The sequence below is a fragment of the Solibacillus sp. FSL R5-0449 genome (assembly GCF_037975215.1).
Classification (GTDB): Bacteria; Bacillota; Bacilli; order Bacillales_A; family Planococcaceae; genus Solibacillus.
Window position 1 is genome coordinate 2,172,364 of sequence record NZ_CP150239.1, and the last position, 17,099, is coordinate 2,189,462.

General features: G+C 39.8%; 20 protein-coding genes. 3 read left to right on the forward strand and 17 right to left on the reverse strand.

Features of this window, described 5'->3' with window-relative positions; translation table 11 throughout:
- Positions 1-15: 15 nt before the first annotated feature.
- From MKY27_RS10855 to MKY27_RS10880, 6 genes are all read right to left on the reverse strand, one after another.
- Positions 16-666 carry a dienelactone hydrolase family protein gene (locus MKY27_RS10855; protein WP_339195048.1) on the reverse strand — a complete coding sequence of 217 codons (651 nt, stop codon included), beginning with the start codon at positions 664-666 and terminating at the stop codon, positions 16-18.
- A gap of 13 nt (positions 667-679) precedes the next feature.
- Positions 680-1,243 (reverse strand): DNA helicase, encoded by a 564-nt coding sequence (locus tag MKY27_RS10860; protein ID WP_339172005.1) that lies wholly within the window; start codon positions 1,241-1,243, stop codon positions 680-682.
- Between the two features lie 228 nt (positions 1,244-1,471).
- On the reverse strand, positions 1,472-3,466 hold the full coding sequence (tkt, locus tag MKY27_RS10865) for a transketolase (RefSeq protein WP_339195050.1): 1,995 nt from the start codon (positions 3,464-3,466) through the stop codon (positions 1,472-1,474).
- A 139-nt stretch (positions 3,467-3,605) separates the two neighbouring features.
- On the reverse strand, positions 3,606-3,842 hold the full coding sequence (locus MKY27_RS10870; protein WP_079527868.1) for a DUF896 domain-containing protein: 237 nt from the start codon (positions 3,840-3,842) through the stop codon (positions 3,606-3,608).
- Between the two features lie 64 nt (positions 3,843-3,906).
- Positions 3,907-4,563: a recombinase family protein gene (locus tag MKY27_RS10875; protein WP_339172010.1), complete on the reverse strand. Its 657-nt coding sequence runs from the start codon at positions 4,561-4,563 to the stop codon at positions 3,907-3,909.
- The gene (locus MKY27_RS10880) at positions 4,550-4,897 is read right to left on the reverse strand and encodes a LysM peptidoglycan-binding domain-containing protein (RefSeq protein WP_339172013.1); all 348 of its coding nucleotides are present in this window, start codon (positions 4,895-4,897) and stop codon (positions 4,550-4,552) included. Before MKY27_RS10880 ends, MKY27_RS10875 begins: the two co-directional genes overlap by 14 nt.
- A gap of 160 nt (positions 4,898-5,057) precedes the next feature.
- Between MKY27_RS10880 and lexA the strand changes: the two genes are divergently transcribed.
- Complete coding sequence (lexA, locus tag MKY27_RS10885; protein ID WP_079527874.1) at positions 5,058-5,681, forward strand: transcriptional repressor LexA; 624 nt, start codon at positions 5,058-5,060, stop codon at positions 5,679-5,681.
- 83 nt (positions 5,682-5,764) lie between these two features.
- Here lexA and MKY27_RS10890 read toward each other — a convergent pair whose 3' ends face one another.
- From MKY27_RS10890 to MKY27_RS10900, 3 genes are all read right to left on the reverse strand, one after another.
- Complete coding sequence (locus MKY27_RS10890; protein WP_339195053.1) at positions 5,765-6,460, reverse strand: gamma-glutamyl-gamma-aminobutyrate hydrolase family protein; 696 nt, start codon at positions 6,458-6,460, stop codon at positions 5,765-5,767.
- A gap of 115 nt (positions 6,461-6,575) precedes the next feature.
- Entirely contained in the window at positions 6,576-7,121 is a 546-nt protein-coding gene (locus tag MKY27_RS10895; protein WP_339195055.1) for a 5'-3'-deoxyribonucleotidase, read from the reverse strand.
- Between the two features lie 78 nt (positions 7,122-7,199).
- Complete coding sequence (locus MKY27_RS10900; protein ID WP_339172021.1) at positions 7,200-7,907, reverse strand: DNA alkylation repair protein; 708 nt, start codon at positions 7,905-7,907, stop codon at positions 7,200-7,202.
- A gap of 243 nt (positions 7,908-8,150) precedes the next feature.
- On the opposite strand from MKY27_RS10900, the gene MKY27_RS10905 reads away from it, so the two are divergent.
- Entirely contained in the window at positions 8,151-8,567 is a 417-nt protein-coding gene (locus tag MKY27_RS10905; protein WP_339195057.1) for a gamma-type small acid-soluble spore protein, read from the forward strand.
- Positions 8,568-8,682: 115 nt separating this feature from the next.
- On the opposite strand, the gene glnA is transcribed toward MKY27_RS10905, so the two are convergent.
- The 3 genes from glnA to MKY27_RS10920 form a co-directional block, all read right to left on the reverse strand.
- Positions 8,683-10,017 carry a type I glutamate--ammonia ligase gene (gene glnA / locus MKY27_RS10910; protein ID WP_339172026.1) on the reverse strand — a complete coding sequence of 445 codons (1,335 nt, stop codon included), beginning with the start codon at positions 10,015-10,017 and terminating at the stop codon, positions 8,683-8,685.
- Positions 10,018-10,079: 62 nt separating this feature from the next.
- Positions 10,080-10,460: a MerR family transcriptional regulator gene (locus MKY27_RS10915; RefSeq protein WP_339172029.1), complete on the reverse strand. Its 381-nt coding sequence runs from the start codon at positions 10,458-10,460 to the stop codon at positions 10,080-10,082.
- A gap of 165 nt (positions 10,461-10,625) precedes the next feature.
- Positions 10,626-11,873: a methionine gamma-lyase family protein gene (locus tag MKY27_RS10920; protein WP_339172032.1), complete on the reverse strand. Its 1,248-nt coding sequence runs from the start codon at positions 11,871-11,873 to the stop codon at positions 10,626-10,628.
- 117 nt (positions 11,874-11,990) lie between these two features.
- Between MKY27_RS10920 and MKY27_RS10925 the strand changes: the two genes are divergently transcribed.
- A complete protein-coding gene (locus MKY27_RS10925) occupies positions 11,991-12,599 on the forward strand; it encodes a trimeric intracellular cation channel family protein (protein ID WP_339195060.1) in 609 nt (202 codons plus the stop codon).
- A 50-nt stretch (positions 12,600-12,649) separates the two neighbouring features.
- On the opposite strand, the gene MKY27_RS10930 is transcribed toward MKY27_RS10925, so the two are convergent.
- From MKY27_RS10930 to mutL, 5 genes are all read right to left on the reverse strand, one after another.
- Positions 12,650-12,952, reverse strand: a complete 303-nt coding sequence (locus MKY27_RS10930) for a rhodanese-like domain-containing protein (RefSeq protein WP_014823385.1) — start codon at positions 12,950-12,952, stop codon at positions 12,650-12,652.
- A 79-nt stretch (positions 12,953-13,031) separates the two neighbouring features.
- A complete protein-coding gene (gene hfq / locus MKY27_RS10935) occupies positions 13,032-13,256 on the reverse strand; it encodes an RNA chaperone Hfq (protein WP_079527893.1) in 225 nt (74 codons plus the stop codon).
- A 77-nt stretch (positions 13,257-13,333) separates the two neighbouring features.
- Positions 13,334-14,242, reverse strand: a complete 909-nt coding sequence (miaA, locus tag MKY27_RS10940; RefSeq protein WP_339195062.1) for a tRNA (adenosine(37)-N6)-dimethylallyltransferase MiaA — start codon at positions 14,240-14,242, stop codon at positions 13,334-13,336.
- The gene (locus MKY27_RS10945) at positions 14,235-15,152 is read right to left on the reverse strand and encodes an alpha/beta fold hydrolase (protein ID WP_339195064.1); all 918 of its coding nucleotides are present in this window, start codon (positions 15,150-15,152) and stop codon (positions 14,235-14,237) included. The genes miaA and MKY27_RS10945 overlap by 8 nt, the downstream gene beginning before the upstream one ends.
- Before the next feature lie 23 nt (positions 15,153-15,175).
- Positions 15,176-17,092, reverse strand: a complete 1,917-nt coding sequence (gene mutL / locus MKY27_RS10950) for a DNA mismatch repair endonuclease MutL (protein WP_339195066.1) — start codon at positions 17,090-17,092, stop codon at positions 15,176-15,178.
- Between the last annotated feature and the right edge of the window lie 7 nt (positions 17,093-17,099).

Here is a 17,099-nt window from a genome sequence, read left to right on the forward strand (position 1 = left end):
CGTCAGCTGTTTTCTTTAGTTTAAATTGTTGTCCAGTAAATCTTGCGATAGGAATGCGATTAAATCGTGCAGATTTTGCTCGCTTACCCCATGCCCTACCGGATACGTTCTAAATGTTACATCCGTGCCATAGTCATTGAAAAATCGGACGGCATGCTCTGCCCAATCAATTGGAAAATCATAATCATATTCCCCGTGAGAAATAAAGATCTTGGATTTATCCATCGTTTTTTTACTATATTCAAGTGCAGCGAATTCCGGTAAATAACCGCTTAATGCTGCTGTTCCACGAATGGCATTGCCCATCACCATTGCAAGTGACTGTGCAACCGCTGCCCCTTGATTGAAGCCGACTACATAAATTTGTTTTTCATCCAAATTGAATTCCCAAATCGCTTCTTTAATGAATAATTCAATACCTTTCAGTACTTTATCAAAGATTGCACGATTCGGTTTACCTTCTTCTTCGAATGTATAAAATGCATAGCCGGGACGATGCTTAATCGGTCCTTGCAGGCTGAAAATATGACAATTAGTTGAAAACGAATCAACAAGTTGAAGTAAATCGTTTTCATCGCTCCCTAATCCATGCAGTAAAAAAATAGCAGGTTGCTTATCTCCATCTTTTTTTGGTGCTTTGTGTAAATAAGTAAATGGTGTATTCATTTTAAATCTCCTTTTAAGAAAGCGTCATTTTATTGACAAGCTGATCCGTATAATAAGCCATATAGCCATCCAGCATTTTGATTGTTTCCTCGATATCGCCTTCTGTTAAAATGTTTGCATTTTTAGCACAGGCAACTGTTAAAAAGTCAATACGGTAAGCATGTTCAACAGATGCATATGCATAATCGTATATCACATCTTCATCTTCTACCTTTAATGCGTCATATTGCTGGTGGAATGCTTTCTTATAATCGTCCATTTTCTCTCCGACACTGTTGCGGATTTGCATTTGCTGGGCCATTAATTCATTTTCGATATAAGAAACAGTAGGCACTTTTCCTGAACTGAATGTTGCTCGAACAAGATCTGTCCACGCCATTTTATTTTCCACGTAATACGCAATATTTAACATTAGTCGATCATAAAAATCAGTCGTTGAAGTGGAGGAAGCTCTTTTTTCATCGATATTTTTTTGAAGCATTGTTTGGAATTTTTCAAGATCCGCTTTATTCGATAGGTAATAAAGTGTCTGTTCGATATATGTAGTAATTTCTTTTTGCTTATTTTCTGCTGTCATTATTCATCCACATCCTTCATCTGATACTTCCATATTTCTTTATTATCGTACCATTTCTTCAGTAAAATCGCACGTTACCCATTTTTTAGTATGGGCATATTGTATCTGAATTTGCTCTTTTTGCCAAAGCTTTTTTCTTATCCTTCAATATTTGGCCTGAATTCCGACTGGTATAGAAATGAAAAAATGCCACTTGCCATAGTAGACAAGTGACATTTAAGCTTCGAATTAAAGTGCTTTTACTTTCGCAACTACATTTTCTACTGTGAAGCCGTATTCTTTTAACACAATTTTCTCTGGAGCCGATGCACCGAATTTATCAATTGCCAATACATCGCCTTCAAAGCCAACATATTTATGCCAGCCAAGAGATGCGCCCATTTCAATTGCTAAACGCTTCGTTACAGCTTTAGGTAATACGGATTCCTTGTATTCCTTCGACTGTTTTTCAAAACGATCCATTGATGGCATTGATACAACTGATGCGTCAATTCCTTCTGCAAGCAATGCTTTTTTCGCTTCCACTGCCAAGCCAACTTCAGAACCTGTTGCAATTAACAGAGCATCCGGAGTTTCTTTAGCAGAAGCTGACACAACATATGCGCCTTTTTCAACACCTTCGTAAACTGTCTCTGTAGCAACATCCAATACAGGCAAGTTTTGACGGGATAATACTAATACAGTTGGTGTTGATTTGCTCTCTACAGCTAGTTTCCATGCTGCTACAGATTCATTTGCATCTGCAGGACGGATCACTGAAAGATTCGGCATTGCACGTAATGATGCTAAATGCTCAATCGGCTCATGTGTAGGACCATCTTCCCCAACTGCAATTGAGTCATGTGTAAACACATATGTGACCGGTAATCCCATTAATGCAGATAAGCGGATGGCTGGACGTACATAGTCAGAGAATACAAAGAAAGTACCGCCAAATACATTTAATCCGCCATGTAATGCCATACCGTTCAGTGCAGCACCCATTGCAAACTCACGAACACCAAACCAAATGTTACGGCCTTCCGGAGTTTCAGCAAAGAAATCGCCGGCGCCTTTAATCGTTGTTTTGTTTGAGCCTGCCAAGTCAGCAGAACCACCAAAGAATGATGGCGTTGTTTTTGCAAGAGCATTGATTGCATCACCAGATGATGAACGAGTAGCTACTGCAGTACCTGCTTCATATACAGGTAACTCAGAAGCAAAGTTCTCCGGTAATTTGTTTTCCATTGCATTGACAAATTGCGCAGCCAATTCAGGATATTCGTTTTTGTAGCTTTCGAATAACTCATTCCATGCTGCTTCAGCTTGTACACCTTGTACTTCACTTGCCGCTTTGAATGTATCATATACTTCATTTGGAACGCAGAATGGCTCATGCTCCCAAGCGTATGCAGCTTTTGTTAAAGTAACTTCATCAAAGCCTAGTGGAGCACCGTGTGAATCTGATTTACCAGATTTGTTAGGAGAACCAAAACCGATAACCGTTTTCACTTCGATTACAGTTGGGCCGCCAGTATTTTGTTTTGCTTTTTCAATAGCAGAATTAATTTCAACAATATCTGTACCGTCAGTAACTTTTAAATAGTTCCAGCCGTATGATTCGAAACGTTTTTGGATGTTTTCCGAGAATGACTTTTCTAAATCACCATCTAGTGAAATGTCATTTGAATCATATAGTACAATTAATTTATCCAACTTTAAGTGACCTGCAAGAGAAATTGCTTCTGCAGCAACACCTTCCATTAAATCTCCGTCACCGCATAACGCGAACGTATAGTGGTCAACAATGTCTTTACCAGGCTTGTTGTATGTTGCAGCCAAGTGACGTTCAGCCATCGCCATACCTACTGACATTGCAATACCTTGTCCTAATGGACCAGTTGTCGCTTCTACACCAACTGTATGACCATATTCAGGATGTCCCGGTGTTTTTGAATTCCACTGACGGAAGTTTTTAATCTCTTCCATCTCTAAACCGTAGCCACCTAGATGCAATAAACTATATAAAAGCATGGAACCATGTCCAGCTGATAATACAAAACGGTCGCGGTTGTACCAATTAGGATTTTGCGGGTTATGGCGTAATTGCTTCGTCCACAATGTATAAGCCATCGGTGCAGCACCCATCGGTAAACCTGGGTGACCTGAATTTGCTTTTTCAATTGCGTCGATTGATAGTGTACGGATTGCGTTAATTGCTAACTGATCCATCTGTTGTGTCATTATGTGACATCCTTTCCTCGTACGATATTTATACATTTTATAGTGTAGACAAATTTTCACAAGAAAACAATAATTTCTAAAAACGTCCCATAAAATATGTCATACTTTATATTAAATGTGACATATTAATGAAATGTTGTTAGTTTAAGAACTTCTTCTGTGATTTAATTTGTTTTAATTTTTCAGGTGTCACGTCATTGCCTTCTTCATCAATTACTTTCACATGCTCGATTGTATCGCGCATTGTAGTACGGAAAGTATCTAAATATTCTTTGCGCAGTGCTGTACGTTCCTTCGCCTGCTCTTCCGTCAATTTGCCCTCTCTCGCTAATTTAGAAAGCTCATTAATGCGAGCTAATTTTTCTTTTGATAACATTTGAATCTCACCTTTCTTCCTACCTACTACAAAGGTATAAAAAAAACGACTTGAAAACAAGTGTTTACTCTTCAAGTCGCTCCATATATTCAATATATCTTCTATGTACAGTCGCTTTACTGATAGAAATGCCCAAACCTGACAAAGTCGTAGCAATTTCAGCAAAAGTTAACCCTTTCTGGCGTAGCTGAACAATTTCTTCGACAGGCACTTCTTTTCGTTCACGTCCTTCAATATTGCCACGGTTTTTCAAATTGTTTTGCGGCTGGTAACCATTTTCTACAGCACGGCGCATTCCCCGGCGAATTTTCGCATTATGCATACGACGCTGATACTCTTCGACAATCGCTAAAATTTCGAGCAGCATTGTATCCATTTCGTTTAATACGACAGGGCCTGCATCATTTAATGTATATACTGTCGCTTCATATTTTTGCAATAGATGAAGAACCGCCATCCGGGCATTCCCGCGCCCTAAACGTGTTTCGTCCTGTACAAATAGTGCTTTAATGCCGTACTCTTTCATATAGTCAAGCATATCTAGCAATCCGTCTCGATCAACATCATAGCCGCTATGCTGATCATTGAAAATCTCCACATCTTTATAGCCGAATGTTTTTGCGTATTTTGTCAGCTCCTCCTGCTGACGTACTAGTGATGTTTCTTGTGTATTTTTATCCGTGCTGACACGGCAATATATTACTGCTTTAGTTTTTATCATTGTTCCCTCTCGCCACTTTAATCGTTTGCATATCGGAGGATTCATTCAGCTGAGCAATGTATTGTGAATTTTTTTCTACAGGTACAACCAATACTTGTCCTAAAACAACTTTTTCATCCAGCATTCCATTTTCCTTTTTTACTTCATTGATCCAATCATGCTTAGCCATTTTACCACGATATTGTTCTGCCAACGACCATAAAGTATCACCATGTTCTATGCTTACGTGTTCGTATAATTCAATTTTATCATCCTGCATCATGAATAAAACCATCATGAGTACAGAGAATAGTAGAAACATTGATGTGAAGCCATTTAATTTACCTTTTTTCATTAGAAAAACCCTCTTTCGAATGTATGTTCGGAATGTTTGTTCTCATAATAATACGAACATATGTTTTTGTCAACCGTTTTTTCGAACTTATGTTTGCATTCATGTTCGCATACTGCTATACTTACCTTAAGAAAAATAGCATGATAAAGAGGTGAGTTAGTTGACACAAAAAATTTCAAAACGGCAGCAAGCTATTCTAACTTTTATAAAAGAGGAAGTTCGTGCTAAAGGCTATCCGCCATCAGTTCGCGAAATTGGAGAAGCAGTCGGTTTAGCTTCCAGTTCAACTGTCCACGGGCATTTAGCTCGTTTAGAAAGTAAAGGGCTTATCCGCCGTGATCCTACTAAGCCGCGTGCCATTGAAATATTGGACCAGGAAGAGATGAACATCGCGAAACAAGGCGTCATTCATGTTCCGTTAATCGGTAAAGTTACAGCTGGTCTGCCTATTTCTGCAATCGAGGATATTCAGGAATATTTCCCGTTACCTGATGCTTACGGCTCACCGGAAGAGGAATTGTTTATGCTTGAAATTATGGGAGAATCCATGATTGAAGCCGGTATTTTAAATGGGGATTATGTCATCGTTAAAAAAACGTCGACTGCGAACAATGGAGAGATTGTTGTAGCTATGACGGAAGACGATGAAGCGACAGTCAAGCGCTTTTACAAAGAAAAAACTCATTTCCGTCTACAGCCTGAGAATAGCTCAATGGAACCGATCATTGTCAACCAGGTTTCTATTTTAGGTAAAGTAGTCGGCCTCTATCGAAATATCCATTAATTATAAACTTGCCATTCTAATAGAATCGGCAAGTTTTTTATTTTCAAACTAAAAAGCCCAGCCGTTGACGACTGAGCTTTCCATTATTTATTGCATGCTTCTACAAAGCCATTAAATAAGCGCTGTGCATAAACGTCTCCAATTGGAGCCAACTCTTCCGGATGCCATTGTACCGCGACACAATACGGATGTGATGCATGTTCTATCCCTTCTATGATCCCGTCTTTCGCAACAGCCGAAATGACGAGCCCTTCCCCAAGCTTTCCGACCGATTGATGGTGAAAGGTATTGACACGGAATGAGTCCTCTTTAAAAATTTCTTTGAATTTGGATGTCTTTACTTCAACCGTATGTGCCAATTCCCCGCGCTTTGAAGGTTGTTTATGTAAAATTGTATTCTCCACTTGGGATGGGATATCCTGAATAATCGTCCCCCCAAATGCTACATTCATAATCTGTTGTCCGCGGCAAATTCCTAGAATAGGCATTTGTCTTTTATAGGCCTCATTCATTAATAAAAGATCGCTGTCATCTCGTTTTCTTACAACACTTCCAATATGGCGGTGCGGTTCTTCATTAAACAGCAATGGGTCGATATCGGCTCCCCCGATTAAAACAAGGCCATCGATTATATTTAATAATGCATCCACGTTTTCTTCTGTAGCATTCGGAATACAGATGGGAATACCTCCCGCCTGTTCAATTGAAGTCAAATACGCATTGTTAATATCCAATTTCTTGTCAAAATCATACATTGTTAATCCAATCATCGGTTTCATTATTTCTATCTCCTTAAAATTTATAGATAATTCCAATAATTTAAATTATACTATTTCGTTATACTAAATGACTACAAAAATAAAAAAGGATTGCATCTTCGCAACCCTTTGATTTTCAAACAATTTCCATTTGTTTTATAAAGTATTCTTTTATTTCTTTCCAGTTATGGACACGCATAAAGCCTTCTTCTGAGCGATTGTACGGCATCGAATATAAAATCCCCGTTCCGTTGAATGCCGTTAGCTGACGCGGACTGTCATCAATTAAATAATCGGTATGTATAACCGCCTTATTACCGCAAAATACAATATTCTGTGTTTTAATAAAAGGTAAATGCTCCATTAACCACTCGTATTTCGCTGTAAATGATCCCGGTACATCCATAGCAGCTGTCGCAATAAAAATTTCATAATGCTCCTGCAGATCTTGAATAACTTCAATTGCGTCTTCATCCAACACTTTTAAATCCCTGAAATAGTCCGGCTCATTTAATAAAGCAAACAATTTTTTCGCATCTTCTCGAGGCAAATCACGCTGAGTTGTCCGAAGAAACTCTTCATCTGTAAAATTTGTTCCGAAATTTTCGTTATATGTAACACGTAATTTCGAATAAAAGTCAGCTAGCACCTGGTCCATATCGATAGCAATACTTTTTTTCATGTAATAAGCCTCCTTGAAATTTTCTGATTTTAGTTTATACAATTTTATTGTGAAAAAACAAGGTATAACTCTTTACAATTAACAACGTACATATTTGCGTTTAAAACCGATCCGCCCTTTTTCCACCTGCTTTTCAATTTCCGCATAAGCATGGAGCAGACCCGGTTTTTTCCCTTCACGTTTCGTTTCAATTGGACCGATTTCGTTTGCAATTTGCATGGCTTCTTCATGTAAAGGTTTAAATGAAACACCAACCGTCATGACAAAATTGTTCATCGCCACTTGAGTGCGTTGAGGTGCCTTATGGATATTTTGTTTTACATACACAAGCATACCCATTAACTTTTCCTTTGAAAATTCCTCGTCTTTACGATTGCCTAACAGCCAGCAGTAACAATGCCAACCCGCCGACATTTTCAGATCTTCACCACTGCCAATCCATTTATCGCTTACTTCTTGCGCAATATCGGATTCCGCCAATGTTACGGCAACTACATAATCAGAAATCATATAGAAATAGGCCTGCTTTATCCAGCGTTCATAATCTTCCTCAGTCATCGCTTTCGGATCTGCAATGATACCTGCAAAATACATTGCATCATAGTTGCCTGTGGCATAGAGTTTTTCAGCCAGGTCCTGATCTATTTTTATTTGTTTTACGAACGGTTTCATTGAGCCGATCGTTACACCGAACAACGGCTCCTTTGCTCCATTGGACATATAGATCTTTTTCGTACGTTCTTTTCCAAGAGCCTCTAACTCTTGCATCATTGTATCGAGTTCCATAATTTCCTCCTCTTACATTAGTAAAATTATTTGTCACTTACTATTATATGATGTAATCGTCCGTCATACATAACGTTCTTCTCAATAATCAGTACAGTTGATTCCTATTCTATTTTAAACAGTATTTGGTTAATATATACAGCACCAATAGGCAAGATTCAATCTCCTTTTTAAAAATTGGCAAATTATTTAACCGCATAATAAAACAACCTCTGAACAGAATAATTTCAGGAGGTGATATTGATGTCAAAAAATAAAAACAACATCAATAATAAAAACGTCGAATTCGGTATGGAAACGGACGTTAATCAAGTAAAGCAGCAAAACCAAAAAGCTGAAGCTAAAAAGCAACAATCTTCTGGTTTATTTGCTAACAGCGCTTTACAAAAGCAATCAAGTTCCTTGAATGCTGAATTCGGGATGGAGACTAACGTAAACAAAGTGAAGCAGCAAAACCAGCAGGCTGAAGCCAAAAAGCAACAAGCTTCCGGTTTGTTCGCAAACAGCGGTTTACAGAAGAAGCTTTCTTCAATGGGCGCTGAGTTCGGCATGGAAACAGATGTTAACCAAGTGAAACAGCAAAACCAGCAGGCCGAAGCTAAAAAACAACAAGCATCGGGACAATTTGGTAAGAACAAATTCCAAAACGGCAATAAATAAAAAAGTTTAGAACCGGCATGTTATTGCCGGTTTCTTTGTCATTCATTATGTGAAACAGACCTCAACATCATACTACGCAAAAAAGCGCCGGAGTTTTTGCTCCAGCGCTTTCTTCTTAGTACATTTTCATATATTGGTCGCGTTCCCACTGATGGACAGTTGAACGGTACATGTCGAACTCAATTTCTTTCGCTTCTTTAAAGTTAGCATAGATGTGGTTGCCTAATGCTCGTTGAACAACTTCATCTTTTGCAAGTAAGTTTAAAGCGTCGTCTAAAGCTGCAGGCAAGTTATCGATGCCGTTTGCTTTACGCTCTTCTTCACTCATCACATAAATGTTGCGGTTGATTGCTGGTGGTGGTGTTGATTTTTTGCGAATTCCTTCAAGACCAGCCTCTAAAATTACAGCCATCGCCAAATATGGATTTGCTGATGGATCGACCGAACGAACTTCTACACGTGTTGAAATGCCGCGAGAAGAAGGGATACGGATTAATGGTGAACGGTTTTGTGCAGACCATGCTACGTAACATGGTGCTTCATAACCTGGTACTAAACGTTTATAAGAGTTTACTGTCGGGTTTGTAATTGCCGTAAAACCTTGAACATGGTCAAGTATACCTGCCATGAATTGCATCGCTGTTTCAGATAGACCCAATTCAGTAGATTCATCAAAGAAGGCATTTTCTTTTCCATTAAACAATGAAACGTTGAAGTGCATTCCTGATCCGGCTTCACCGAATAAAGGTTTTGGCATGAATGTTGCATGTAAACCGTGTTTACGTGCAATTGTTTTAACAACTAATTTAAATGTTTGGATATTATCACAAGCTGTAATTGCATCCGCATATTTAAAGTCAATTTCATGTTGTCCTGGTGCTACCTCATGGTGAGATGCTTCAATTTCAAAGCCCATTTCCTCTAGTTCCAATACGATATCGCGACGGCAGTTTTCACCTAAATCTGTCGGTGCCAAGTCGAAATAACCGCCGTGGTCATTTACTTCCAAGCTTGGTTCGCCTTTAGCGTCCAGTTTAAATAAGAAAAACTCCGGTTCTGGCCCTAAGTTGAAATCCGTGAATCCTAGCTCTTTCATTTCCTTTAATACACGTTTCAGGTTGTTACGTGGATCGCCAGCAAATGGTGTGCCGTCCGGGTTGTAAATATCACAGATGAAACGTGCTACTTTCCCTTTTTCAGCTGTCCATGGGAAGACCATGAATGAATCATAATCCGGATATAAGTACATATCTGATTCTTCAATACGCACAAAACCTTCGATTGATGAACCATCAAACATCATTTTATTGTCCAATGCTTTATCTAGTTGGCTCACAGGAATTTCTACGTTTTTTATTGTTCCTAAAATATCTGTAAACTGTAAACGGATGAATTTTACTTGTTCTTCTTCTACTAGACGTTTAATATCGTCTTTTGTATATTTGCCCACTAAATTCCACACTCCTAAATTTGTTCAGTACCGATTTTACTCGATCTTTTATAATTTACGCGCTATTGATAAAAGCGCGATAAATCCCCTTGGCGTAACGATGTTTTTTGCATGCGTTGTGCCTGACGCATTTCTTCACGTAAAATTTTGCGTAATTCCGAATCTGAAATATCATTATTTGCTTTTTGAGCTGCAGGGTCATTTTTCAAAGCAAAAACTTTTTTGATCCCTGCCATATTAATGCCCTGTTCAAGCATATCTTTGATTTCCAGTAAAGTATCGACATCATTTAAAGAAAACATGCGTCGATTTCCTTCTGTCCGGTGCGGCTGAATTAAATCATGCTCTTCATAATAACGGATTTGTCTTGCTGTCAGATCCGTTAATTGCATGACGATACTTATCGATAATAGTGGCATTGAACGTCGAATTTCACTACTCAATTTAATTCACCTCCCTTAAAGTTATATTACGACTTGTTATTAACAATGTCAAATGTATGTCAGAAAAACTCACATTAATTTTGTAAATGAGCAAATAGTTGACAGAATAAAGCGAATTTTATGCACAATAAAAAATCGTCCAATGAAAGGACGATTCCTAATATATTATTTAAGTTTTTGGACCGCAGTACAAATGGCATATTTTACATGTTCATATGTTAAGCCACCTTGGATGAATGCTGTAAATGGCGGTCGAATTGGACCGTCTGCTGTTAATTCGATACTTGAACCTTGGACAAACGTACCTGCCGCCATAATGACATCATCTTCATAACCCGGCATATAGGCAGGCTCAGGCGCAAAGTGGGCGTTAATAGGTGAAGCAGCTTGGATTTCTCGACAAAATGCTACCATTTGTTCCGCCGTTTGGAATGAGACCGATTGAATAAGATCTGTACGGACATCAGTGTAATGCGGCGATGTCGTCATACCGATTTCTTCAAGCATTGCCGATGTAAAAATTGCACCCTTTAAACTTTGTGCTACGATATGTGGTGCCATGAAGAAGCCCTGGTAAAAATCTGCCAACGTATTTAACGAAGCCCCTGCTTCTGCACCGATTCCCGGTGATGTCATACGATAGGCACATTTTTCCACTAAATCCGCGCGACCTGCAATGTATCCGCCAATTTTAGCAAAGCCCCCACCCGGATTTTTGATTAATGAACCAGCCATCAAGTCTACCCCAACTTCTGTCGGCTCAAGCAACTCTACAAATTCACCATAGCAGTTATCGACAAAAATCACAGCGTCCGGTGCGATCACCCGTATTTTTACAACCATTTCAGCAATTTGTTCGACCGTAAATGATGGACGCGTTGCGTAACCCTTTGAACGCTGAATCGCAATCATTTTCGTGTTTTCGTTTACTGCCTGTTTTACACCTTCCCAATCAATTTCCTTGTTATCGATTAAATCTACATGGGAATAGCCGATTTTATAGTCCTTTAAAGAACCTGTATCTTTTTCGCCCCCGTCAACGATCGACTGAAGTGTGTCATATGGCTTGCCTGTAATATAGACCAATTCATCACCAGGACGCAATACACCAAATAAACTTAATGTAATTGCATGTGTCCCAGAAATAATTTGGGGACGTACAATCGCTGCCTCTGCCCCGAAAGTTTGCGCATAGACACGCTCTAAATTATCACGGCCTTCATCATCATAGCCATATCCTGTTGAAGGATGCAGATGAAAGTCACTTACTTGATTTTCACGAAAAGCTGCCAGTACCTTTTGCTGATTATAAAACGCACGTTCATCCACTTCCTGATGATAAGTGCGGACTTTTTCTTCCACTTTTGCTGCAAGTGTTAATGTTTCAGCTGTTAATATTGATTGAAATGCCATTTTTACTACTCCATTCTGTTCAAACTGTATCCATTATACATGAAAAAAAATAGTTTTGACGAATGTTTGAAAAACTGCTATTGTCATGGTCGAAAGGACATTAAGGGAGAGATGTTTATGGCTTGGGAAGTATTTAGTTTGATCGGAACAATTGCCTTTGCCGTTTCCGGGGCCATTGTGGCAATGGAAGAAGAGTACGATTTATTTGGGGTGTACATATTAGGGATTGTCACAGCTTTTGGGGGTGGTGCCATTCGAAATATTTTGATTGGTCTTCCGGTATCGACATTATGGAACCAGGAGTTTTTGTTTCAAATTGCTCTTTTGGCAATTACGATTTTCTTTTTAATTCCGCATCATCTAATTAAACATTGGAATCGTTGGGGAAATGTGACCGATGCAATCGGCCTATCCGCCTTCGCCATTCAAGGGGCCATGCATGCGGTACATCAGGATTTACCGATTGTGGCTGTCATTGTTGCAGCAGTGTTGACAGGTGCCGGAGGAGGGGTTGTTCGAGATTTGCTTGCCGGCAGAAGACCTATTATATTACGGCACGAAATTTATGGGGTATGGGCGGCCAGTGCAGGATTTTTAATCGGCCTTAAAATTTTTTCGGCCGATCTGTTTTTATATATATTATTTGTTATCATTACTATTTTGCGCATATATTCCTATACAAAAGGCTGGAGCCTGCCATCGAAAAAAATTCATTATACAAAGTAGCATAAATTTAGGGAGTGTCGAATCAACCGACACTCCCTTTCTCTTGAAAATTATTTAAATTCTAATTCTCCATCATAGGCCATCATTCCGCCATCTAAATTCGTTACATCAAAACCTTGCTCTGCCAGATATTCGCATGCATTCGCACTGCGTACGCCGCCTTTACATACGACAATATAGGATTTTGAATTGTCCAGTTCATTAGTACGTTCAGGGATTGAGCCAAGTGGAATATGTACAGCACCTGGAATCATTCCGTGTTCCACTTCAAAATCTTCACGAACATCGATTACATTTAAATCTTCATTTGCATCGAGTAAGTTGATCAGTTCATCTGTTGTCATCGTTTTCATCAAAAATCCTCCAATACTTATAGCGTCTTAGTCATTATAATCAATCAAACCAAAATTCGCTACAAGTTTGGCTGTGGCGTTACTCTTCTTCCGATAATGCTACATTTTTGGACGGGACAAAAGTAGAAATTGCATGCTTATAGATAAGCTGCTGTTTGCCTTCCGATTCCAATAGTACGGTAAAATTATCATATGATTTTATAAGTCCTTTTAATTGGAAGCCGTTTAACAAAAATACCGTTACAAAAACATTATTTTTACGTAAATTGTTTAAAAAAGTATCTTGCAAATTAATCGATTTCATCGTTGTTCAATCTCCCTTACCATAAAATACATGCAATAGTTACCTATTCGTTATGCGGACAAAATTTCCCTTTATTTTTAATGAGTTTCAAACAAACTTTTTATTTTATTCCAATCATTTCCGATCCACGCAATATCCATTTTGTTTCGGAAATAGGTAAGCTGGCGCTTCGCATAGCGTCTGGAGTTTTGTTTAATCTGCTCCACTGCTTCATCAAGTGAAATAAGTCCATCGAAATGCGCGTACAATTCTTTATAGCCGATTGCTTTAATCGCCTGAACATCACGTATTCCCGCATCATATAATGCCCGTACTTCTTCAACAAGACCTGCTTCCATCATCAGATCCACACGTAAGTTAATTCTTTCATATAACTTTTCACGATCCATATCCAACCCGATAATAAAATGGTTATATAACGGAATATCTCCCCGGTTGAATTGCTCTTCCGCTCGAGAAACTCCTCCCAGTTCTACCATTTCCAGTGCCCGAATAACACGTCTTGTATTATTCGGATGGATGGATGCGGCAGCAGCCGGGTCCAATTGCACGAGTTTTGCATGCATCGCTTCAGGACCTAGTTCTTCAAGTTCTTTATAATAGTTTTCGCGTGCTGCTTCATCCACTTCCTGTTTGGCAAACTGAAAATCATACAGGACAGATTGTACGTATAGCCCCGTTCCTCCGACAATGATCGGCATTTTTCCTCGGGCTTGGATCTCTTCAATTTTACCGCGAACAAGCTGCTGATATTCCGCAACGGAAAATCCTTCCGTCGGTTCTTTAATATCGAGTAAGTGATGCGGCACACCTTCCATTTCGGCTTCGGTAATTTTGGCCGTTCCGATATCCATATGGCGATAGATCTGCATGGAATCCCCGTTTATAATTTCACCGTCAATCTCTTTTGCCAAGCGGATACTTAGCGCTGTTTTTCCGGATGCTGTAGGACCGATAATGGCCACGACATCGATTTTATTATTCATCTTTTAACCACCGTACAATTATTTCTTTTACTATTTCCTTCTTTTTTTCATTAAGGATCTCATGGCGCATCCCCTCAAATATATGCACCTTCACATGCTCTACACCTGCCTGTGCAAACAGTTTTCCGACTCGAAACGCTCCTTCTGCTTCAGGACCTGCAATCGGATCGTATGTCCCGTTTGCCACGAGTATTTTTAAGTCAGACCGGATACGCGCATTAGCCTGTTCATCTTCCATCTTCAGCATGCCTCCCGTTAAATCAACGAAAAATTGATTCGTCGGGATTACACCGCAAAATGGATCGGCAATATATTTTTGTACCTCTTCTTCATCGGTAGTAAGCCAGTCGAAGTTTGTTTTCGCATTCTTAATTTTTCGATTAAAACTGCTGAAACTAAGATCATTCATAAGATCACTCTGTATTTGTGCCCCCTGCATATTTACCAGCTGCTTCGCGATAATATGTCCTGCCTTATGAAGCAATGTCGGCGATCCCGTTCCCGATAAAATCAACCGTTCAATTTTATCGCTATATTGTTGAATAAAACGGCGGGCTATGAACGAGCCCATACTGTGAGCGAATAAAATAGGCTGCTCTGTTGTTTCTTTCTTTAAATAGGAGAGCACTTCTACAACATCCTCTACAACACGTTCAAAACCCTTTTCAGGTCCGAAATAACCGAACATGCCGTTTTTTTGCGCTGTAAAACCATGTCCCCGATGATCATGAGCAGTTACAAAGTATCCTTCGTCACAAAGCTTTTCAGCGAAATTTTCATAACGCCCGCTATGTTCCGACATCCCGTGCAAAATATGAATATGTCCAATACGCTTTTTACTCGGTGCATACGTACGGACGAAAATCTCATGCCCGTCTGACATGGTGACAAAAAATGACCTTTGCTCCATAAAACCATCCCCTTGTGTATGAATTACATTACGCGTTTAAACATTTTCTCCACTTCATAAGACGTGAAATGAATGAGTACAGGTCTTCCATGCGGACATGTAAACGGATTGTCCGCATTTCGTAAATCATTGATCAGCCTTTCCATCTGTTCTTTGTTTAAATAGTGGTTCGCTTTAATCGATTTTTTGCAGCTCATCATAATCGCCGCATCTTCCCGTAATTTCTTTATATCCGTTTTCCTTGCACTTAACACTTGTTCGATTAATTCCTCGATAATTTCCTGTTCCTCGCCTTTCGGGAACCATGTTGGATATTCCCGTACAACAAATGAAGAAAGCCCGAATTCTTCCAAGAAAACTCCTACTTCTTCTAGTGCTTCCTTCGATTCCATCAGACGCAATGCTTCATCTGCAGCATAATGGAATGTTAACGGCATAAGGAGTGTCTGACGTTCGTTTGCATTCACTTCTCCGACTTTATCCCGGAAATACTCATACTTGATCCGCTCCTGGGCTGCATGCTGGTCAATTAAATAAAATCCGTCTTCCATTTGGGCTACAATATACGTTCCGTGAATCTGACCGACAATTTCAACTTGTGGGAAATGCTTTTTTGATTCGGTTTCTTCGATTGGTGTTTCTTCCGGATAAGGTTGATAGATTTCCTCTTCAACAGATGGAAGCTCATTGAAATCGGACCGATTATGCTGTTCACCGCTTTCCGTTATAGATGTTGAATCAATCTCTACGGCCGGTTGTTGTTTAGTCGAAGTCGGAACCGGAGCATACGGCTCTTTTACAACAGAAGCTTCACTTGATAATCGCTCAACAATAGTCGACAGCTTATCTTCATTGAATGTCGGCTGCTGTGAGGATGCCGGGGCAGGATTCCAAATATTCATCTGCTCTGTCGGTGTTCGAACCGGCTTTTCTTTTTTTTCAGCGAGTGGTATGCGGATCACATCGCGGATCGCAGTACGGATCGTATCTTCAATAAGCTTCAGCAGTTCCGGTTCTTTACTTAAGCGCACCTGATGTTTCGCCGGATGCACATTGACATCGGTTAATTGCGGATCACCCTCAACATACAAAAGTACGATCGGATATCGCTCAATCGGTAAATACGTATGGTATGCATCTGTAATCGCCTTCTGAATCACGAAATGTTTGACCCAGCGTCCATTGACGAACAGCGACATATAGTTTTTCGAAGCACGCGTCACCTCAGGCAAGCTTGCATAACCTTGAATTTTATAATCTTGATTTTGACCTTCAAATGGCAGCATTTTCTTCGCATTATGGGCACCGTAAATAGCTGCCAAAACTTGCTGGACCTGACCGCGCCCGTTCGTTTGCAATAATGTTTGCCCATTATGCACAAGTTTAACCGCAATTGTTGGATAGCCAAGTGCAATCCGGTTCACAAAATCGATTGTGTGTCCAAGCTCGGTCTGAATCGTTTTTAAATATTTTAGGCGCGCCGGTGTATTGAAGAACAGCTGGGCAACCGTAATATCAGTCCCCCTGCGTAGGGCGGTCGGCTGATGTTCCTTCAAATGACCGCCTTCCATATACAGGTGCACACCTCCATTCCCGTCCGATGTACGTAAAGTTAACTTGGAAACCGAAGCAATCGATGCCAATGCTTCACCACGGAAACCAAGTGTTCGAATCCGGAACAGATCCTGTTCTTTTTCTATTTTTGATGTGGCGTGGCGTGAAAAGGATTTAAGTGCGTCCTCTTCGTCCATACCACTTCCGTTGTCAATGACTTGTATCGATTGAAGGCCAGCTTCTTCCAGGAAAATTTCGATTGACGTACTGCCTGCATCGATTGCATTTTCTACTAGCTCTTTTACAACAGATGAAGGGCGTTCTACTACTTCACCGGCTGCAATTTTATTCGATAGCCACTCATCCATTATTTGAATTTTTCCCAAAGCCGTT